The sequence below is a fragment of the Streptomyces sp. DSM 42067 genome (assembly GCF_055792885.1).
The window spans coordinates 7,413,087-7,433,450 of record NZ_CM147706.1; the positions used below are offsets into that span (position 1 = coordinate 7,413,087).

The following is a 20,364-nucleotide window of genomic DNA, read 5'->3' on the forward strand; positions in this document are numbered from 1 at the left end:
CCGCTGACCGCATCACCGTTCATCCCCCACTGACAGGGAGCACGACCCGTGCGTCTGATCCTGCGCAATCTGGGGTTCTATCTGCTCGCCTTCTGGGCCTCCATCACCCTGAACTTCGTTCTCCCGCGCTTCATGCCGGGCGACCCGGTCTCCCGGATGTTCGCGCAGGCCCAGGGCACGATGCAGCCCGACCAGATAGCCCAGCTGCGAAAACTCTTCGGCCTGGACGACCGCCCCCTCTGGGAGCAGTACGTCTCTTACGTCAAGAGCGTCTTCACCGGCGACCTCGGCATCTCCATCACCCGCTTCCCGACCCCGGTCTCCGACGTGATCGGCTCGCAGATCGGCTGGACCCTGCTGCTCGGCGGCGTCGCGCTCATCATCGCCGCCGTCGTCGGCAACCTGCTCGGCATCGTCGCCGCCTGGCGACGCGGCGGCGCCCTCGACTCCGCCTTCCCGCCCCTGCTGATCTTCGTCGGCTCGTTCCCGTACTTCTGGCTGGCGATGGGCGCGCTGTACCTGTTCGGGGTGAGCCTGGGCTGGTTCCCGCTGCGGCACGCCTACGACGTCGGACTGACCCCCGGCTTCAACGGCGAGTTCCTCTCGAACGTCGCCACCCACCTGGTGCTGCCCGCGCTGACCATCGTGCTGGTCTCCATCGGCGGCTGGATGCTCGGCATGCGCAACACCATGATCGCGACGGCGGCGGAGGACTACATCACGATGGCCGAGGCGAAGGGGCTCAGTCCTTCGCGGATCATGTTCCGCTACGCCGCCCGCAACGCGCTGCTGCCCTCCGTCACCAACTTCGGCATGGCGCTCGGCTTCGTCGTCGGCGGCGCGCTGCTCACCGAGGTCGTGTTCGCCTACCCCGGCATCGGCTACCAGCTGCTGATGGCCGTCCAGGGCCTGGACTACCCGCTGATGCAGGGCATCTTCCTGACGATCACGGCGGCGGTGCTGCTCGCGAACTTCCTCGTCGACCTCGTCTACGTCCGCCTCGACCCGCGCGTCCGCGTCCGCTGAGGAGGTTGCCGACATGACCGCCATCGAGATCGCGACGGCCACCACGCCGACAGTGCCCGCGCGCATGTCCCGCCGCCGTGGACTGCTGCGCCAACTCATCGACAGCAAGAAGGCGTTGGCGGGGCTGACGCTGCTCGCCCTTTTCGCGCTGCTTGCCTTGCTCGCGCCCGTCCTCGCCCCGGGTGACCCGTCACTCATCAACTCCACGGGCAGCCAGGCTCCTTCGGCCGCACACTGGCTCGGTACGACCGCCAAGGGACAGGACGTGCTCGCCCTCACCCTGTGGGGCGCGCGCAGTTCCCTCTTCGTCGGTTTCACCGTGGGGCTCGCGGCGACAGCGGTAGCTATCGTCGTCGGCCTCGCGTCCGCGTACTTCGGCCGCATCGTGGACGACGCGCTGACCCTGGTCACCAACGTCTTCCTGCTGCTGCCAGGGCTGCCGCTGCTCATCATCCTGGCCGCGTTCCTGCCGCCCGGGACCTCCACCGTGATCCTCGTGCTCGTCGTGACCGGCTGGGCGGGCTCCGCCCGGGTACTGCGCGCGCAAGCCAAGTCGATCCGGGGCAAGGACTTCGTGGCCGCGGCCGTCGTCACGGGGGAGCGCCCGCTGCGGATCATGTTCCGCGAAATCCTGCCCAACATGGCGTCCGTCGTGATGACCACGCTGCTCGGCTGCGTGATCTTCGGCATCGGCGCCCAGGCCGGCCTGGAGTTCCTCGGCCTCGGCGACAGCAGCGTCGTCAGCTGGGGCACCAACCTGTACTGGGCCAGCAACGACGGCGCGTTGATGACCGGCGCCTGGTGGGCCTTCGCCCCCTCCGGACTGTGCATCGCCCTCGTCGCCTTCGCGCTCGCGCTGGTCAACTACGCGGTCGACGAGATCACCAACCCGAGGCTGCGCAACCGCTGTGCCCGCCGTGAGAGGAGGGGCTGAGCCATGGAACCCGTACTTGAGGTGAGCGGCCTGCGTGTCGAATACCGCGGCGACGGGCGCACCGTCGTGGGCGCCGACGACGTCTCCTTCTCCATCGGCGCCGGAGAGGTCTTCGGTCTCGCCGGTGAGTCGGGCTGCGGCAAGTCGACCATCGCCAACGCGGTGATGCGGCTGTTGAAGCCCCCGGCGGAGATCACGGCGGGCAGCATCCGCTTCCAGGGTGGGGACGTCCTCGCCCTGGACGAGCGGGAGCTGCGTGCCTTCCGGTGGCGGCAGATCGCGATGGTCTTCCAGTCGGCGATGAACTCGCTCAACCCCGTCCTCACCATCGGCGAGCAGATCGTCGACATCTTCACCACGCACGAGCGGATGAAGAAGCGGGTCGCGCGGGAGCGGGCGGGCGAGCTGCTGGAGCTGGTGGGCATCGGCCCGGGTCGGCTGAAGGCATACCCGCACCAGCTCTCCGGCGGTATGCGCCAGCGCGTGGTCATCGGCATGGCCGTCGCGCTCCGTCCCCGGTTGCTGATCATGGACGAGCCGACCACCGCGCTCGACGTGGTCGTGCAGCAGGAGATCATGGCGCAGATCCGCGACCTCCAGCGGGAGCTGGGCTTCTCCATCCTCTTCATCACCCACGACATGTCCCTGATGGTGGAACTGTCGGACCGCATGGGCGTGATGTACGGCGGACGGATCGTCGAGCTCGCCGATGCCAAGGACCTGTTCATCAAGCCGCTCCACCCGTACACCGAGGCGCTGATGAACGCCTTCCCGCCGCTGACCGGCCCGCGCCAGGAGCTCACCGGCCTCTTCGACGCCCCGCGTACCGCCGACAGTTGCGGCTTCCACGTCCGTTGTCCCGAGGACCGCTCGGACTGCTCCATGAACATCCCCGACCTGCGCGAGATCGCCCCCGGCCGGTGGGTGGCCAAGAGCGCCCAGGGAGCCCCGCGATGACCCAGCCCTTGCTTTCCGTACGCGGCCTGACCAAGGACTTCCAGATCGGCACCGTCTTCTCACGGCGCCGCGTCCGTGCCGTCGACGACGTGTCCTTCGACCTGCCGGCCGGCCGGATCACCGCCCTGGTCGGCGAGTCCGGCAGCGGCAAGTCCACCATCGCCCGCTGCCTCGCCCGCCTCGAACAGCCCTCCGCCGGACAGGTGCTGCTCGACGGCGAGGACGTCCTGCGCACCGAGCGGCGCCGAGCGTCACGGGCGTACCGCCGCAAGGTCCAGATGGTCTTCCAGGACCCCTTCGGCTCGCTCAACCCCGTCCACCGCATCGAGCACTTCCTCACCCGGGCCCTCGTCCTGCACGGCCGTCCCGCCACCCGCGAGGCGCTGTGCGAGCTGATGGCGACGGTCGGCCTGACCGAGGACATGCTGCAGTCCTACCCGCACGAACTCTCCGGCGGCCAGCGTCAGCGCGTCGCGATCGCCCGCGCCCTCGCCGTCGAGCCCCGGCTGATCCTCGCCGACGAACCGACGTCGATGCTGGACGTCTCCGTGCGCGTCGGCGTGCTCAACCTGATGCGGCGCCTGCGCGACGAGCGGGACATCGCCATGCTCTACATCACCCACGACCTGGGCTCCGCGCGCTACCTCGCGGACACCACGATGGTCATGTTCGCCGGCGAACTCGTCGAGGGCGGCGACGCGCTGGCCGTCATGGACGCCCCCGCCCACCCCTACACCCGCCTGCTGCTGTCCGCCGTCCCCGACCCCGAACGGGCCGGGAGCTACGACCCGGTCGAGCGCGCCCGGCTGCGCGAGGCGATCCTCAACCCCACGTCCTGCCCGTATGGCGACGACGGCACGTGCAGCCGCACCGAGCCCGTCCGCCACATCGTCGGCGAGACGAGCGAAGCGAGATGGGGGTCCCCCCGGCCGGAGGCTGGGGGAGGACAACCCCACTGGGTGCGCTGCCATCTGCGCGCACCCGCCTCCGACATCGCCCGCCGCGTGCTCAAGGCCACCGACCGGCCGGACGGCGAGGCCACCGACGACACCGACGCCACTGAGAAAGCGGAGAACACCGCCGCATGACCCACGACCTCACCCTCCCCTCCGGCAGTCCCACCGCCGAGGGGTTGGCCGAGCGCGCCCAACGCGACCCCCACCGCCCCCGCTTCCACTTCACCTCGCCCGGCGGCTGGCTCAACGACCCCAACGGGCTGACGCACTGGAACGGCGTCTACCACCTCTTCTACCAGTACAACCCGCTCGCCGCAGCCCACCACCGCATCCACTGGGGCCACGCCACCAGCACCGACCTCGTCCACTGGACCGACGAACCGATCGCCCTCGTCCCCAGCACCGACGGGCCGGACCGCGACGGCTGCTGGTCCGGAGTCCTCGTCGACGACGGGGGAGTGCCCACGCTCGTCTACTCCGGCCGCCACGGGGACCGCGAACTTCCGTGCGTGGCCACGGGATCCGCCGACCTGCGCTACTGGACCAAGGACCAGGCGAACCCGGTGATCAGCGGGCCGCCCGAGGGCGTCGACGTCACTGCCTTCCGTGACCACTGCGTGTGGCGGGAGGGCCAGGTGTGGCGGCAACTGGTGGGCTCCGGCATCCGGGGCGTCGGCGGAACCGCCTTCCTGTACGAGTCGGACGACCTGCGCAGCTGGCGGTACGTCGGCCCGCTGCTGACCGGCGACGCCTCGCAGAACCAGGGCGAACCCGACTGGACCGGCACGATGTGGGAGTGCGTCGACCTGTTCGGTCTCGAAGAGACCGATGTACTGGTCTTCTCCGCCTGGGACGAGGGCACCACCCACCACCCCCTGTACTGGACCGGCCGCTACAAGGGCGACACCTTCACCCCGAGCGCCCTCCACCGCCTCGACTACGGCGGACGCTACTTCTACGCCCCCCAGTCCACCCGCGACGAGCACCGCCGCCGCATCATGTTCGGCTGGCTCCAGGAGGGCCGGACGGACGAGGCGAGCGCCCAGGCCGGCTGGTGCGGTGTGATGTCCCTGCCGAGGGCCGTCACGCTCGGCGCGGACGGCAGACTGCACCAGGCCCCGGTGCCGGAACTGACCCAGCTGCGGCGGGAGCACGTAGAGGTGGCGGCGGGTCCGCTGACCGCCCCCTACACCCGGCTGTCCCCCGTGCGCGGGGACCAGCTGGACATCGAGACGACCCTGCGCCTCGCCCCCGGAGCGACCGCCCGGCTCGTGGTCCGCGAGACACCGGACGGCGCGGAGCGCACGGTCGTGGAGGTGAGCAGGGCGCACGACGGAGCGGGCGGCATCCTCCGCCTGCACCGCGAGTCCAGCAGCCTCGACCCGTCGGTCGACATCGAACCCAGGTACGGCGAAGTGCCATTGGACCCCGACGGCCGGGTCGACCTGCGCGTCCTCGTCGACCACTCCGCGCTGGAGATCTTCGCGGGCGGGCGCCCCCTCACCGCCCGCATATACCCCACCCGCCCCGACGAGGCCGTCGGCGTCGGCATCGGTGCCGACGGCGACGTGACCCTGGAGCGGTTCGACGCCTGGCAGATGGCGTCGGCCTTCACCCAGGGACCCCGGCCGCTGTGGCCGTGACGGTCTTACACCCGGTACACCCGGCTACGGCCCGCGGGGCAGGCGACCCCCGGGCCGATGGCCCCCCCCTTCCCTCAGGAGCCGCCATGAGCGTGTCCCGCCGCACCCTCCTGCTCGCAGGAGGCACCGCCGCCACCCTGCTGCCTCTCGGAGGCATCCTCCCCGCAGCACAGGCCGCCACCCCGAGTGCCGGCGGATCAACCTCCGCCCCCACCCCGATCCCCGACCCCATCCCTGTCACCGGGACCTGGACCCGCACCTCCGACGGAGGCCAGAAGGCGACTGCCGGCCGTCGCGGGCACGCCCTCGCCCTGTCCGAGCAGCAACTCGCCACCAAGGGCACGTACGCGGCCCGCATGACGCCCGATTCCGCATCCGCCGTGGGCGCGTTGGTGTTCCGGTCCGCCCTGGACGGCTCAACCGGATACGCGGCCGCCCTCGACCCGGAACGCGCCCGCATACGGCTCTACGACCTGGCGAGCGGCGGCACACTCGCAACCGCACCGCTACCGGGCGCGCCGGCCGCAAGACCCTACGACCTCGAAGTAGCCGTGGACGGGCCAAAGCTGACGGTGTACGTCGACGGCGAACTGCTCCTCCACGCCGAGGACCATCGCCACGACACCGGCTCGGTGGGTCTGCTCGCCCAGGGCGGCACGGTCACCTTCGGCCCGCCCTCCCTCTCCGCGGTCACCACCAACCTCACCGGCTGGACCACGAGCGGCGGCACTTGGACGGCGACCCCGCTCGGCTGGCACGCGGACCCGTCCCAGGGCGCCACCGCGCGCGCCGTCACCACGACCCGGGCGTACGACACCGCGTTGCAGGCCGACCTTCTCCTGCACAACGCCTCCGCGGTCGCCTCACTGCTGGTGCGTACCGACGCCAAGGCCACGCGCGGCTACAGCGTCCAAGTCGACCCGGGCCAGGGCAGGCTGCGGCTCTACCGCATCGACGGGAACGTCACCCTCGGCACGTACGCGACCACCATCACGGCCGACACGGTCTACCGTCTGCGCGTCGAAGCCGAGCACGACGAACTGCGCGTGCACTGGCAGACCGACTTCCTCTCACCCGACGGCTACAGCCCCGTCATCACCGCCCAGGACTCGACCCACACGACGGGCCGACTCGCTGTCACGGCATCGTCCGGCGCGGTGTCCTTCGAGAACATCGCCGCCGCCGACCTCGTCAACGGCGTCCAGGGCTGGACGGCCCGCTCCGGCACCTGGACCCCCGACCTGCGCGGCATCCGCGGCGAGAACGGCCTGCGGACGGTTCCCTTCACCGACGGTGACCTGGTGGCGAGGGCCGACATCACACCCGGCGGCGCCTCGTCCTCGGCGGGCCTCGTCCTGCGCGCGTCCGCGAACGGCTCCGGCGGCTACGAGGCGAGCCTGGAAGCCGGCCGCAACGCCGTCGTCCTGCTGGACCGCTCCTCCGGCACCCGCCTCGCATCCGCCTCCGGCCCGGCCCGGCGCATCGCGTCCGGCGGCACGTACCGCGTCGAGGCCCGCGCGACCGGCAGGACGATCGAGGTCTACGTGGACGGCATACGGGCGCTCAAAACCCGCGTGTCCCGCACAACGGGCGGGGCGGTCGGCACCACGGCCGCGCACGGGACGTCGTACTTCCAGAACGTCGAGGTCCACAGCACCACCGACTACTTCACCGAGCCCTACCGCCCCACGTACCACTACTCCCAGCTCAGCGGCTCCACCAGCGACCCCTGCGGCCTGCTCTACTACGACGGCGAATACCACCTCTTCCACCAGGACGAGGGCCGCTGGGCGCACGCGGTCAGCACCGACCTCGTCCACTGGCAGGCACTGCCGATCGCCCTGCCCTGGAACGCGTACGGCCACTGCTGGACCGGTTGCGCGGTCGTGGACGCAGACGACACCTCCGGTCTCTTCGACGGCGGCTCGGGCCTGATCGCGTACTACACGAGCTACCACCCGGACAAGCCGGGCGGGAACGCGAGCGTGCGCATCGCATGCAGCAAGGACAAGGGCCGCTCATGGCAGCTGCAGGGCGGTTCGACCCCGGCGGTGCAGAACCCGGGCGGCCCCGACGCGGGCTGGACCTTCCGGGATCCGAAGGTGATCCGCGACGAGGCCCACGACCAATGGCTGATGGTGGTCTCCGGCGGCGACAACGTCCGCTTCTTCACCTCCACCGACCTGCTCACCTGGACCCACGTCAGCTCCTTCGGCTACGGCGACTGGGTCACGCCGGGCGTCTGGGAGTGCCCCGACTTCTTCCCGCTCCCGGTCGACGGCGACAAGGACCGCGTCAAGTGGGTCCTCACCCTGAGCACGGGCGCCGTACGCGCCACCGACGGCTCGGCCGCCCAGTACTTCACCGGCGACTGGAACGGCACCGACTTCGTCCCTGACCAGACAGCCGGCACGGTCCTGCGCGCCGACTCCGGCCGCGACTACTACGCCGCCATGTCCTTCTACGGCCTGCCCGACGACCGCCGCGTCTGGCTCGGCTGGATGAGCAACTGGGACTACCCGTTCAGCGCCCCGACCGGCGCCTGGAAGGGGCAGCTGAGCACACCCCGCGAACTGACCCTCACGGACACCGCCGACGGCGTACGCCTGATGCAGCGCCCGGTCCCGGAGCTGACCGCCCTGCGCACGTCCACCACGACCCGCAAGGACCTCTCCGTCGGCCCCACCTCCGCTAACCCGCTCAGGGGCGTCACGGGCATCGCCTACGAGATCGAGGCCGAGGTCACCCTCGGCACCGCCACGGAGATCGGCTTCCGCCTCCGGACCGGCAACGACCAGCACACGACGGCCGGATACGACGCTGAGGCGAACCAGCTGTTCGTGGACCGGTCGTCCTCGGGCCTGAGCGACTTCACCCAGTACTTCGCGGGCCGCACGACCGCACCGATGAAGGCGACCGACGGCCGCGTGACCCTGCGCGTGTACGTCGACTCGTCGTCGGTCGAGGCCTTCGGCGCGGACGGCCGGGCCGCCGTGACAAGCCTGATCTTCCCCGACCCGGACGCCGACGGCATGGCCTTCTACGCCGAGGGCGGCACCGCACACATCGAGTCGCTCAAGGTGCACCGGCTGGACAGCGCCTACCGCCTGGTGGACCGGGTGAAGCCGCCGGTGGCCGCTCCGACCGGCGGTGAATTCCGCTCGGACCTCGGCAAGTTGACGATCCTCCCCGCCGGCCACTGGTCGACGGACAGCGCGGGCCGCGCCGGAACCTTCGACAAGGACTCCAACGCGATCTCGGCCCGCACGGCGACGGACCTGGACCTCACCACCCTGGTGCGGCTCGGCGGCCCCGACCCGGACCAGGGCGGGGCCCTCTCCCTCCTCTGGCGCGCCTCCTCCGACGGCACCGACGCCTACTGCCTCAACATCGACCCCGACCTGCGGGTGATCCGCCTGGTCGCCAAGGCCAACGGCCACTTCGACGACGGCGCCGCCCTCGCCCGCGTCCCGGCCCTGCTCCGCCGCGGCACGACATACCCCGTCCGCATCCTCACCGTGGGCGACCGCATCCAGGTCTTCCTCAACAGCACGCGGATCATCGACGTGACGGACACGACGTACACGAGCGGACACGTCGGCCTCAACGTGTTCGGAGGGAGGGCGGCGTACCAGGACACGTACGCGAAGGAGCTGTGACCGCCGGTCGGGGCCGACCCGCGCCATTGACCGCAGAGGTTCCGCCCCGATTCGCAGGGCGGAGCCTCTGAGAGCGGGAAGGGCAATCCGCTGCGGGTGAGTTCGGGACCCCTTCCCGACGGCCGCCCCCGACCTGGTCAGGTGGTACGTCACGGTGCGGCAGCGCAGGGCGGGTGTGCCCACGGTGGGGCGAGCCGTCAGCTCTGCATGAGTGCCGCCTGCTGACACGACGCGGTCCTCACCGAAGGTGGTCACGGCGAGGTCCACCACGCGGCATCGTGAGTGAGACGGTCGACGTAGGAGCGGCGCTCCGGTTCGCGCGGAACGTCGAGCCGACCTCACCGCGAGTGGAACTGGCGACCGAGCTGGTGGTCCGCGCGAGCACGGCGCCGCCGCGCCACGCATAACGGAACGTAACGCTCCGGGGTGTCAACGGCCTTTTCTGTCAAGGTCGTTGACACCCCCCTTTCATGCCCGTAACTTCCATGGCCGTCTCCTCGTAATTATCGGAAATTTTCCGGAAGGTACGCCATGTCAGCCTTCGCTCGAGCCGTCACCCCCGCATCCGGCGCCGCGTCCTCCTCTGTTTCCCGCCGCCGGTTCCTGGGGACCGCGTCGGCGGTGGGCCTAGGGGCGGCCGGCCTGTCCGCCTGCTCGGACTCAGGGTCCACCACCACCGACAGCCAGGGCCGGACCGTCGTGGAATGGTGGAACATCCAGACCACGGAGCCGTCGAAGAGCGTCTGGCCCGAGCGGGCCAAGGCGTTCGAGGCCGCGCACCCCGATGTGCACATCAAGCTCGTCACGATGGAGAACGATGCCTACAAGTCGAAGATGACAGCGCTGACCAGTTCCGGAAAGCTGCCGGACATCTACCACACGTGGGGCGGCGGCGTTCTCAAGCAGCAGATCGACGCAGGTCTGGTGGAGGACCTCACGTCCTCCACCAGCTCCTTGACCGACACCCTCGTGCCGGCGTCGGTCAAGGCGTACCAGTTCGACGGGAAGACGTACGCCGTGCCCTTCGACATCGGCGCCGTCGGGTTCTGGTACAACAAGGCGCTGTTCGCCAAGGCCGGTATCGAGGCACCGCCCGCCACCTGGGTCGACTACCTCGACGCGGTCAGGAAGCTGAAGAGCGCCGGGATCACCCCCATCGCCCTCGCCGGCAAGGAGAAATGGCCCGGCATGTACTACTGGGCGTACCTGGCCATGCGGATCGCCGGGATCGACGGCATGCAGGCGGCCGCCGACGCCAAGGACTTCACCGGCGACGACTTCGTCAAGGCGGGTGAGCTCCTCAAGGAACTCGTCGCGCTCCAGCCGTTCCAGAAGGGCTTCCTCGGCGCCGCGTACTCCACGCCCACCGGCGAGGCGGCCGCGATGGGCAACGGCAAGGCGGCGATGGAGCTGATGGGCCAGTGGGCGCCCGTCGTCCAGGCCGACGCGGGCAAGGGCATCGGCAAGGACCTCGGATTCTTCCCGTTCCCCGCCGTCGCCGGCGGCAAGGGCGCGCAGACCGACGTGTTCGGCGGAGGCGGCGGCTACGCCGTGCGCAAGGGCGCGCCGAAGGCTGCCGTGGACTTCCTGAAGTTCTTCATGTCGGCCGAGTCCGACCGCATTCTTGTGTCGAAGGCCTCGACGATCCCCGTCGTCGAGGACGCCGCTAGCGCCCTGACCGATCCCAACCTCAAGCTCGTCTCCGACGCCCTCGGTAAGGCGACCGGCTTCCAGCTCTACCTCGACCAGGCGTACCCGCCCGCCGTCGGACAGGAGATCAACGACTCGGTGGCCGCTCTGATCGCCGGATCCAAGTCGCCTGAGCAGGTGTGCCGTTCGGTCACCCAGGTCGCGAAGAGCCAGTGACCGCCATGGCTTCCACGTACGTGAAGGACCCCGCGGCCGCCGCTGCTCCACCGAAGCAGCCGGACTCCGGCGCGGGCCGGTCGCGGGCCCGTCGGATCGTCGACTGGCTGACCGCCTTCAGCTTCACCCTGCCCGCCCTGCTCCTGTTCGGCGTGCTCGTGCTCGCCCCGATCCTGTACGCCCTGTACGTCAGCCTGTTCAACTGGGGCGGCTTCGGCTCCCCTTCGGACTATGCCGGCCTCGACAACTACAGCCGGCTCCTGCGCGATCCGGTCTTCCTGGGCGACCTGTGGCGCGGGCTGCTGCTCGTGCTGTTCTCGGTGTGCGTGCAGCTGCCGTTCGCGCTCGGCATGGCCGTGCTGCTCAACCAGAAGCTGCGCGGCCGGGCCCTGTACCGGACCTTGTTCTTCGCCCCGTACGTCCTGTCCGAGGTCATCACCGGCGTCCTGTTCTCCATGATCTTCGCGCCGGAGGACGGGCTCGCCGACAACGTCCTCGGCGCGGTCGGTCTCGACGGCCTCGGCGGCCTCTGGTTCGCCGACCAGGACTATGTGCTGCCGACCCTGTTCCTCGTCATGACGTGGAAGTACTTCGGCTTCCACATGATGCTGTACCTGGCCGGACTGCAGGGCATTCCCGCCGAACTGCACGAGGCGGCCCGCATCGACGGGGCGGGCCCCTGGCAGCGCTTCCGCCACATCACGCTGCCGCTGCTCGGGCCGACGGTCCGCATCAGCGTGTTCCTCTCCGTGATCGGCGCCATCCAGCTCTTCGACCTGGTGTGGGTGATCACGCAGGGCGGCCCCGACCACCACTCCGAGACCATGGCCGTGACCATGTTCCAGTTCGGCTTCAAGCGCTTCGAGATCGGCTACGCCAGCGCGATCAGCATCGGCATGTTCCTCATCAGCCTCGTCTTCGCCCTCATCTACCAGCGCTCCGTGCTGCGTCGCGACACCGAAGGAGCCCTCACCGCCATGCGAGCCTCCCGATGAGCGCGGGCACGCGCAGAAGGCTGCGCTCCGCACCGCTGTACGTGATCGTGTGGCTGGTCGGCGTCGTCATGGTCACGCCGCTGCTGTACGCGTTCGTGTCCGGGTTCAAGTCCACCGATCAGCTCTCCCGCAACACCTTCGGCCTGCCCTCGCCGTGGGTGACGTCCAACTACACCGATGTGTTCGCCTCCGGCTCGTTCTGGCGCATGCTGGGTTCGTCCACACTGATCGCGGTCGGAACGACCGTACTGACCGTGGGCACCGCGGCCCTCGCCGCCTTCGCACTGGCCCGATTCGCCTTCCGTGGCCGGGAGTTGCTCTTCACCCTCTTCACCGCGGGGCTGATGTTCCCGTTCGCCGTGGCGATCCTGCCGCTGTTCGTCCTGTTGCGCACCTTCGGGCTGCTCGACAACCCATGGGGCGTGATCCTGCCGCAGGCGGCGTTCGGCCTGCCCATGACCATCGTCATCCTGCGCGGCTTCTTCCGGGAGATCCCCGGAGAGCTCGAGGAGGCGGCCACCCTCGACGGCTGCTCGGCGTTCGGCTTCTTCTGGCGGATCCTGCTGCCCATGGCGCGGCCCGCCCTCGGCACCGTGTCGATCCTCGCCATCGTCGGAAGCTGGAACAACTTCCTTCTCCCGCTGCTGGTGTTCAGTGAGCAGACCTGGTGGACGATCCCCATCGGCGTCCAGCAGTTCCAGGGCCAGTACGCCACCGACATCGCCCGCGTCTTCGCCTATCTCGTCCTCGCCATGGTGCCCGCCCTCGCCTTCTACGCCGTCGCCGAACGGCAGTTGATCGGCGGCATCACGATGGGCGCCACCAAGGGCTGAGGGCCGCGCAGGCCAACCCCTTACCAGCACCGCACCTGAGGAGTTCCATGGTCGAGCCATGGCAGGACACCACGCTGCCCGCCCACGTCCGGGCGGCGGACCTGCTCGCCCGGATGACCACCGAGGAGAAGACCGCCCAGCTGTCCAGCGTCTGGATCGGCGCCGACACCGAGGGCGCCGACGTCGCACCCGGCCAGCACACCTACGCGGCCCGCAGCGCCGCCCTCGATGCCCTCCTTCCCTACGGCCTGGGCCAGCTCACCCGGCCCTTCGGCACCGTCCCCGTCGACCCCGCCGAGGGCGCCGCCCGCCTCGCCGAACTGCAGCGCCTGATCCGCTCCGGCAACCGGTTCGCGCTGCCCGCGATCGCCCACGAGGAGTGCCTGACCGGGTTCACCGCCTGGCAGGCCACCGTCTTCCCCACGCCGCTCGCCTGGGGCGCCACCTTCGACCCCGACCTGATCACCGAGATGGCCCGGGCGATCGGTACGTCGATGCGCGTGGTCGGCGTCCACCAGGGCCTCGCCCCGGTCCTGGACGTCGTACGGGATCCGCGGTGGGGCCGCACCGAGGAGTGCATCGGCGAGGACCCGTACCTCGTCGGCACCATCGGCACCGCCTACGTGCGGGGCCTCGAGACCGCCGGGATCGTCGCCACGCTCAAGCACTTCGCCGGGTACTCGGCCTCGCGCGCCGCCCGTAACCACGCCCCCGCCTCGCTCGGCCCGCGCGAACTAGCCGACGTGATCCTGCCGCCGTTCGAGATGGCGGTGCGCGACGGTGGTGCCCGGTCCGTGATGCCCGCCTACAACGACATCGACGGCCTTCCCGCCCACGCCCACACCCAGCTGCTCACCCGGCTCCTGCGCGAACAGTGGGGGTTCACCGGCACCGTGGTCTCGGACTACTACGGCGTCTCGCTCCTGGAGGAAGCGCACCGGGTCGCCGACGGAGAGGACCAGGCCGCACGGATCGCTCTCGCGGCGGGGGTCGACGTGGAACTGCCGGCGGCCCGCTGCTTCAGCCCTGCGGACCCGCTCCCCGAGGACCTGCTCGACCGGGCCGCGCTGCGCGTCCTCACACAGAAGTGCGAACTGGGGCTGCTCGACCCCGACTGGGAGCCCGCCACGGGCGGCGCGCCCGTCGACCTCAACCCCCCGCACATGCGGGATCTGGCACAGAAGGTCGCCGAGGAGTCGGTCGTCCTGCTGGCCAACGACTCCGGCGTGCTGCCGCTGCGCGACGGCCTACGCATCGCGCTGCTCGGTCCGCTCGCCGACGAGCAGGCCGCGATGCTGGGCTGCTACACGTTCCCCCGGCACGTGGGCGTGCACCATCCCGAACTGCCGACCGGGGTCGAGGTGCCGACACTGGCCGAGGCGCTGCGTGCCGAGCTGCCGGGCGCGGTGTTCACCGACGATCCGGCGGCGGCCGACGTCTGCCTGGCCGTGGTCGGGGACCGGTCGGGTCTGTTCGGGCGCGGCTCGTCGGGCGAGGGATGCGACGCAGGGGACTTGCAACTGCCCTACGGTCAGGCGGAGTTGCTGGACGAGGCGCTGGCCTCCGGCGTGCCGGTCGTCATCGTCGTCCTCAGCGGAAGGCCCTACGCGCTCGGTCGCTGGGCCGACCGGGCCGCCGCCGTGGTCCAGGCGTTCTTCCCCGGGCAGGAAGGCGGCGGCGCCGTCGCGGGCGTCCTGTCCGGGCGCGTCGAGCCGTCCGGACGGCTGCCGCTCGGCGTGCCGCGCACCCCCGGAGGCCAGCCCGCGCCCTACCTCGCCCCGCCGCTCGGCCGGCACGGCTTCCCCAGCACCGTGGACCCGACGCCCCTCTACCCGTTCGGGCACGGCCTGTCCTACACGACGTTCGCCTGGGACACCCCCCAGTGCGACGCCCCCGAACTGCCCACCGACGGCGAGACCACGCTGCGCCTCACCGTCCGCAACACCGGAGAGCGGCCCGGCACCGAGGTCGTCCAGCTCTACCTCCACGACCCTGTCGGCACCATCGCCCGCCCCGAGGTCCGGCTCGTCGGCTACGTCCGCGTCACGCTCGAGGCCGGCGCGTCCGCCGAGGTCCACGCCACGTTCCCGGCCGACCTCGCCGCGTACACCGGCGCCGACGGCCGCCGCGTCGTCGAACCAGGCGCCCTCGAACTGCGCGTCGCCGCATCCAGCGAACACGTCCACCACACCGTGCCGCTCACCCTGACCGGCCCCCTGCGCAAGGTCGGCCACGAGCGCCGGATGCGCTGCGAGCTCCGCGTGAAGTGACCCCACTGACCCCACAGACCAGCTCCACGCACAGCTATCGCACCGCCCCATCCCACAGTTGAGGAGATGCACCATGCGCACACCCGCACGCCGTATCCGCGTCGGATCAGCCGCGCTCGCCGCGTCCGCGGCCCTGCTGCTCGGCCTCGCCGTGGCGCCCGCCGCCCAGGCCGGCACCGACGGCGCGAAGACGACGAAGACGCTGCACGAACTGGCCCGCGAGTCCGGCCGCTACTTCGGCTCCGCCGTCGACAACCCGGAGCTCGCCGACACCGAGTTCGCCGAACTGCTCGGCACCGAGTTCGGCCAGACCACCCCCGGCAACGGCATGAAGTGGTACGCCACCGAACCCCAGCGCGGTGTCTTCGACTTCACCGCGGGCGACGAGATCGTGAACTACGCCCGCGCCAACGGCATGAAGGTCCGCGGGCACACCCTGCTGTGGCACTCCCAGCTCCCGGACTGGCTCACCTCCGGCACCTGGACCGCCGACGAACTGCGCTCCATCCTGAAGAACCACATCACGAAGGTGGTGAAGCACTACAGAGGCAAGGTCTTCGCGTGGGACGTCGCCAACGAGATCATGAACGAGGACGGCACCTACCGCGAGAACATCTTCTACAAGACCCTCGGACCCGGCTACATCGCCGACTCCCTGCGCTGGGCCCGCGCCGCCGACCCCAACGTCAAGCTGTACCTCAACGACTACAACGTCGAGGCCCTCGGCCCGAAGTCAGATGCGTACTACACCCTGATCAAGCAGCTCAAGAAGGAGCGCGTCCCGATCGACGGGTTCGGACTGCAGGGCCATCTCGCCCTCCAGTACGGCTTCCCCGGCGGCCTGAAGGAGAACCTGCAGCGCTTCGCCGACCTCGGCGTCGACGTCGCCATCACCGAACTCGACATCCGCATGATCCTGCCCGCCGACGAGACCAAGCTCGCAGAACAGGCCGACTGGTACGGGCAGGTGACCGACGCCTGCCTGGCCGTACGGCGCTGTGTGGGCATCACACTGTGGGGCTACACCGACCGGCACTCGTGGATCCCCGCGGTCTTTCCCGGTGAGGGAGCGGCCCTGCCCTGGGACGAGAACCTGACGCACAAGCCCGCCTACGACGCGATCCACAACGCGCTCACGGCGGCCGGGTCGTAGGCGTCAGGGCTGCTTCGCCCGGCCCGCCCGAACGGCACACGGGGCCCGCACCGAGTCCGCGGCGACGCCTGACTGAACGCCTGCAGGCGTCGCCGCCGGAGGTCCACCCCTACGAAGAGAACCATGAACCCGCTGAAACGGCTAGGCAGGCGCCGGGCCTCCGTCTTAGGCCTGCTGACAGCGACCGTCCTGGTGACCCCGGGAACTGCGACCGGCTCACCCGACGCCGTCGTCCAGGCCTCCACCCTGGGCGCCCAAGCCGCCCAGTCGGGGCGGTACTTCGGAACCACTGTGGCCGCCGGGCGGCTCGGCGACGGCACGTACACCAGCATCTTGGCCGGGAGTTCAACTCGGTCACACCCGAGAACGAGATGAGGTGGGACACGACCAAGCCGTCCTGCGGCTCGTTCAACTTCGGCCCCGCCGACCAGATCGTCAACCGCGCGCAGGCCCACGGTCAGCGCCTGCGCGGCCACACTCCGGTCTCCATTCCTGCCTGCCGGCTGCAGTACCTGTACCAGGGCATGACCCCCGACGCTGGCGGCGACTACAACCTCCTCCCGTGGCGGCTCGGCCTGCTCACCCAGACCAACCCGACCTGGGGGCGGTGATCGACATCGAGGTGTTCCCGGCCACCGCGGCTGGGTACAGCGAACTGCTGGAATGGGCCAGGGGCTGGGCACGGTTCGACGGGCCGCAGTGGAGGGGACCGGTACGTTCGGGGCGGCCCTGTCGCGCTAGCTGCTGGATCAGGGCGTGGAAGTGTTCGACGTGAACCGGCCCGACCCGACCGACCCTCGCCGGCGCGGCAAGTCGGACCCGCTCGATGCCCAGAACGCGGCCCGGGCGGTGCTGAGCGGGAGGGCGCGCGCGCAGGCCAAGTCAGGCGATGGACCGGTGTAGATCCGCGGTACTGAAGGCCACCCGCATCACCCTGAGTCTGCTGGCCGCTTAGGCTGACCACCAGCGCAGGTGCATCAACGCGACGTTGCGCGGCCGCCGCGTCCCGACGTTGTCGCGTGGCCCGGCGGGCTCGGCCTTCCGCCGAGCCCGCCACGCCGGCTCCATGCCGGAGCCGGACCCGTCTCACGCCGTCAGCGCTGCAGTGTCAGCAGGCCCGGACGGTAGGGGAGGAGGCCGTAGTCACCCCCGGAGTCGGGGCTGCGTCCCTGGTAGAGCAACTGCAGATTGCAGGGATCGACGGTCATGGTCTGATCGGGGCTGGTGCGGATCAGTTCGCCGTGGCTGATGTCGTTGGTCCAGGTGGCGCCGCTGTTGGCCTTGCCGGCGAAGGGATTGCTCTCGGTCGCGGCCTGGGGTGTCCATGAGCCGTTCAGACTGGTGGCTGTGAACGAGCGGAAGTAGCGGCCCTGCGAGCCGATCGCCTCGACGATCATGAGGTAGCGGTTCTGGCCCTGGAGCTTGTAGACCTGCGGGGCTTCGAACAGGTTGTTCGTCGTATCGCTCATGACCACTGTCGAGTTCGTGCCGAAGCTGCCCGGGAAGTTCCCGATCGGCATACTGGCCCGGTAGATCTTGCCGTTGTCACCGGCGAAGAACAGGTACATGTTCGTCTCGTCAGCGATGAGCGTCTGGTCGATGGGCCCGGTTCCGGAGCCGGAGATGCTTCCGGAGAAGAGCACCTGCTCGGATGACCAGCCATTCGGGTTGGTGGGGTCGCTCGACGTCCGGTAGGAGAAGGAAGTCCCACCCCATTGGTAGGCGAGCACCCAGATGTTCTTCGGTGCGAAGTAGAAGAGCGTGGGCGCGACGGTGGAAGTTGACATCGTGTTCTGGCTGGCCGAGCCCATCTCCGACCAGTTGGTGAACAGGCCGAAGTTCATCGAACCCCACCGCGTCCCTGTGTCGTGCGTCGTCGCATAGACGAGTTGCCTGCCGTTGTAGGGGACGACGGTGAAGTCCTTGAGCGAGACCCACCCTGGCTTGGGCTGCGCCAGCGCGCCCGTTGATGTCCAGCGGTATGACGATGGAAGATCGCACGCGCCGGAGTTGCCGCCGCCGACCTTGACGAGCTGCCACTGCTGATTGGCGCCGCCCCAGTCGTCGTACTGGACGACGTTCGCGTTGTCCGCGGTGGAGGCACCTTGTACTTCGAGGGCCTTGTTGCTGTGGCGCGAAATCAACCTCACGTAGCCATCCGAGCTGTCGGCCAGACGCCACTGCTGGTTGGTGGCATTCAGGTCGGTCCACTGGACGATCGCACCGCCGTTCGCGGTGGACCAGTTGTGGACGTCCAGGACCTTGCCGGAGTGGCGGGACTTGATGCGGTAGTAGCCGCCTCCGGAGTCGACGAACTGCCACTGCTGCTGGTTCTGATCGTTCCTGGTCCACTGGGTGATGCGGGCGCCGTCGTCGGTCGCCAGGTTGTAGACGTCCAGGGCCTTGCCGCTGTTGCGGTTGACCAGCACATACGAGGCATTGGGGTCGACGGTCGCCGCGGCGGCGGGCTGGGCACCGAGGAAGGTAGCCACGAGCAGCAAGGGCGCAAGGACGGCGAGTAAGCGTCTCAGGCGGAGCGGGGACGGACGGCGAAACCACATCAGAGGGCCTCCCTTTCTGGGGGACGGGGGTGAGGTGACCCCGATGAACCGCAAAGCGGCCGCGCCGGGGGCAGGGACAGGAGAGGTGCGAAGGCGGCCACATGTGCCGCAGAGTTGGTGCTCTGGGCTCAAGCCGGAGCACTTCGCCGTGGACCGAGATGAGAGAGGTCTCCGGCCTTCACCGCCCCAGCTGACGGCCGGTTGTCACCGCCAGGGGGCCGTCACGCCAGCGGATCCACCGGGCGTCCGGGGGGTGCTGACCATGGAGACCTCCGGGTGGGGAATGTCGGTCCAGTCTCGGAAAACTTACGGAAACCTCTCGGACTCTTTGACGCCACAAGCTAGGAATGTGGGGCCTCCCGGTCAAGACCTGTCGCCGATCTGTCCATAAACAGCGCCTCCCCTCTGGGCTTGACGATCTGTCCTCCCGACCGGAAACCATCCGGAGGTTCGCAATACAGCTGGCCAGTCCAAGTGTCCGCGGGGAGTAGGGGAGTTGAGCAAGCAGCGTCCGACCCTGGCCGGTAATCCGCCTCGCGCGGCGGCCGGAACATGGCCCCCGTCACCTCGGGCCCGCGCGAGGCCGCTGGTCGAGCCTTTCGTCCGGGCCCCGGCCCTACGGCAACCGCCGACGGCGGTGGCTGGGAGGCCCGCGGTTCCCTGTCCGACTCGCCGGGAATCCGGAAAATTTTCGAGCGAGGAACGGAAACTTCTTCTGCGGGAGTATTGACGATCCACCGTCAATCCTTCAATCATCCCTGTCTGAGACAGCGGTCATAGTTCGAGATCTCGAACAATGTTGGCCCTGAGCAATCTGTGCTGCACGACAGATCCGCGCACCACAGCACCCGCGCCACCCCGTTTCCGTTCCGGTGAGGTTCGCGCCAGCGCATCGTGGCTCTTCGCGCAGTTGGAGAGGTACGCGACGCCGCGTGGCGGTCCCCCGGCTGAGCCGCGATGGAGTACCCCCATGCCTCTGTCGAAACACCGCCGCCGCCCGCGTCCGGTACCCGCGGCCGTGGTCGTCCTCCATGGCCTGGCGCCGGCGTCGCTCGCCGTCCCCGCCGAGTCCGCTCCCCTCCGCACGTCCATGGCCGACCCCGCTGTCCCCCTTCGGGCACGAGCTCAGCTGGACCAGCTTCACCTACCCGGAGTTCTCGGTGGATCAAGTCGCCGCGACGGACGGGCCCGTCGCCGTTTCGGTCACCGTCCGCAACGTCGGCGAGGTGGGCTGTGCGGAGGTCGTCCAGCCGTATGTCCCGGATCCCGGGGCGTTCGTCGTCCGGCCGCAGCGGTGGCCGGACGGGGCCGGCAGGGGCGCGCTGCAGCCGGGCGCGGCCGTCCGCCGGCCGGACCCCTGTCACCGGGCTCGACCTGCGCAGGGGGGTAGAACCCGGGGATACCGGCGTGGTCGTCGGACGGTCCAGCGGCGACCTGCCGCTCCAGGGCCCCTTCACTCTGGAGCGCCCCGTACCCCACCCGGAGGCCGACCGGGTGCTGTCCGTGCCGGT

12 protein-coding genes and 1 pseudogene are annotated in these 20,364 nt (G+C 69.9%); 12 read left to right on the forward strand and 1 reads right to left on the reverse strand.

From position 1 onward, the window contains the following. Window positions 1–48: 48 nt before the first annotated feature. The 12 genes and pseudogenes from ACSMXV_RS33365 to ACSMXV_RS33420 all read left to right on the forward strand — a co-directional run. Complete coding sequence (locus ACSMXV_RS33365; RefSeq protein ID WP_473174851.1) at window positions 49–1,026, forward strand: ABC transporter permease; 978 nt, start codon at window positions 49–51, stop codon at window positions 1,024–1,026. Between the two features lie 13 nt (window positions 1,027–1,039). After that, window positions 1,040–1,960 carry an ABC transporter permease gene (locus ACSMXV_RS33370; protein WP_473174852.1) on the forward strand — a complete coding sequence of 307 codons (921 nt, stop codon included), beginning with the start codon at window positions 1,040–1,042 and terminating at the stop codon, window positions 1,958–1,960. A 3-nt stretch (window positions 1,961–1,963) separates the two neighbouring features. Further along, window positions 1,964–2,917, forward strand: a complete 954-nt coding sequence (locus ACSMXV_RS33375; protein WP_473174853.1) for an ABC transporter ATP-binding protein — start codon at window positions 1,964–1,966, stop codon at window positions 2,915–2,917. Then, window positions 2,914–4,005: an ATP-binding cassette domain-containing protein gene (locus tag ACSMXV_RS33380; RefSeq protein ID WP_473174854.1), complete on the forward strand. Its 1,092-nt coding sequence runs from the start codon at window positions 2,914–2,916 to the stop codon at window positions 4,003–4,005. The genes ACSMXV_RS33375 and ACSMXV_RS33380 overlap by 4 nt, the downstream gene beginning before the upstream one ends. Next, window positions 4,002–5,516 carry a glycoside hydrolase family 32 protein gene (locus ACSMXV_RS33385; RefSeq protein ID WP_473174855.1) on the forward strand — a complete coding sequence of 505 codons (1,515 nt, stop codon included), beginning with the start codon at window positions 4,002–4,004 and terminating at the stop codon, window positions 5,514–5,516. Before ACSMXV_RS33380 ends, ACSMXV_RS33385 begins: the two co-directional genes overlap by 4 nt. A gap of 86 nt (window positions 5,517–5,602) precedes the next feature. Then, on the forward strand, window positions 5,603–9,175 hold the full coding sequence (locus ACSMXV_RS33390; protein ID WP_473174856.1) for a glycoside hydrolase family 32 protein: 3,573 nt from the start codon (window positions 5,603–5,605) through the stop codon (window positions 9,173–9,175). Between the two features lie 531 nt (window positions 9,176–9,706). Continuing rightward, window positions 9,707–11,041 carry an extracellular solute-binding protein gene (locus ACSMXV_RS33395; RefSeq protein ID WP_473174857.1) on the forward strand — a complete coding sequence of 445 codons (1,335 nt, stop codon included), beginning with the start codon at window positions 9,707–9,709 and terminating at the stop codon, window positions 11,039–11,041. A gap of 5 nt (window positions 11,042–11,046) precedes the next feature. Further along, window positions 11,047–12,036: a carbohydrate ABC transporter permease gene (locus tag ACSMXV_RS33400; protein ID WP_473174858.1), complete on the forward strand. Its 990-nt coding sequence runs from the start codon at window positions 11,047–11,049 to the stop codon at window positions 12,034–12,036. Beyond that, window positions 12,033–12,869, forward strand: a complete 837-nt coding sequence (locus ACSMXV_RS33405) for a carbohydrate ABC transporter permease (RefSeq protein WP_473174859.1) — start codon at window positions 12,033–12,035, stop codon at window positions 12,867–12,869. Before ACSMXV_RS33400 ends, ACSMXV_RS33405 begins: the two co-directional genes overlap by 4 nt. Before the next feature lie 47 nt (window positions 12,870–12,916). Then, window positions 12,917–15,139: a beta-xylosidase/alpha-l-arabinosidase gene (locus ACSMXV_RS33410; protein ID WP_473174860.1), complete on the forward strand. Its 2,223-nt coding sequence runs from the start codon at window positions 12,917–12,919 to the stop codon at window positions 15,137–15,139. Window positions 15,140–15,212: 73 nt separating this feature from the next. Beyond that, a complete protein-coding gene (locus ACSMXV_RS33415) occupies window positions 15,213–16,292 on the forward strand; it encodes an endo-1,4-beta-xylanase (RefSeq protein WP_473174861.1) in 1,080 nt (359 codons plus the stop codon). Window positions 16,293–16,415: 123 nt separating this feature from the next. Then, window positions 16,416–16,777, forward strand: a pseudogene (locus tag ACSMXV_RS33420) (endo-1,4-beta-xylanase); the annotation flags it as partial. A 609-nt stretch (window positions 16,778–17,386) separates the two neighbouring features. Here the strand turns inward: ACSMXV_RS33420 and ACSMXV_RS33425 are convergent. Continuing rightward, window positions 17,387–18,853, reverse strand: a complete 1,467-nt coding sequence (locus ACSMXV_RS33425) for a non-reducing end alpha-L-arabinofuranosidase family hydrolase (RefSeq protein WP_473174862.1) — start codon at window positions 18,851–18,853, stop codon at window positions 17,387–17,389. Window positions 18,854–20,364 lie beyond the last annotated feature (1,511 nt).

Bases quoted from the DNA above. Each gene is read 5' to 3' on its own strand.
- ACSMXV_RS33410 (WP_473174860.1), top strand. From the start codon at position 12,917: ATGGTCGAGCCATGGCAGGACACCACGCTGCCCGCCCACGTCCGGGCG.
- ACSMXV_RS33390 (WP_473174856.1), top strand. From the start codon at position 5,603: ATGAGCGTGTCCCGCCGCACCCTCCTGCTCGCAGGAGGCACCGCCGCC.
- ACSMXV_RS33400 (WP_473174858.1), top strand. From the start codon at position 11,047: ATGGCTTCCACGTACGTGAAGGACCCCGCGGCCGCCGCTGCTCCACCG.
- ACSMXV_RS33395 (WP_473174857.1), top strand. From the start codon at position 9,707: ATGTCAGCCTTCGCTCGAGCCGTCACCCCCGCATCCGGCGCCGCGTCC.
- ACSMXV_RS33385 (WP_473174855.1), top strand. From the start codon at position 4,002: ATGACCCACGACCTCACCCTCCCCTCCGGCAGTCCCACCGCCGAGGGG.
- ACSMXV_RS33415 (WP_473174861.1), top strand. From the start codon at position 15,213: ATGCGCACACCCGCACGCCGTATCCGCGTCGGATCAGCCGCGCTCGCC.
- ACSMXV_RS33405 (WP_473174859.1), top strand. From the start codon at position 12,033: ATGAGCGCGGGCACGCGCAGAAGGCTGCGCTCCGCACCGCTGTACGTG.
- ACSMXV_RS33425 (WP_473174862.1), bottom strand. From the start codon at position 18,853: ATGTGGTTTCGCCGTCCGTCCCCGCTCCGCCTGAGACGCTTACTCGCC.
- ACSMXV_RS33380 (WP_473174854.1), top strand. From the start codon at position 2,914: ATGACCCAGCCCTTGCTTTCCGTACGCGGCCTGACCAAGGACTTCCAG.
- ACSMXV_RS33375 (WP_473174853.1), top strand. From the start codon at position 1,964: ATGGAACCCGTACTTGAGGTGAGCGGCCTGCGTGTCGAATACCGCGGC.
- ACSMXV_RS33370 (WP_473174852.1), top strand. From the start codon at position 1,040: ATGACCGCCATCGAGATCGCGACGGCCACCACGCCGACAGTGCCCGCG.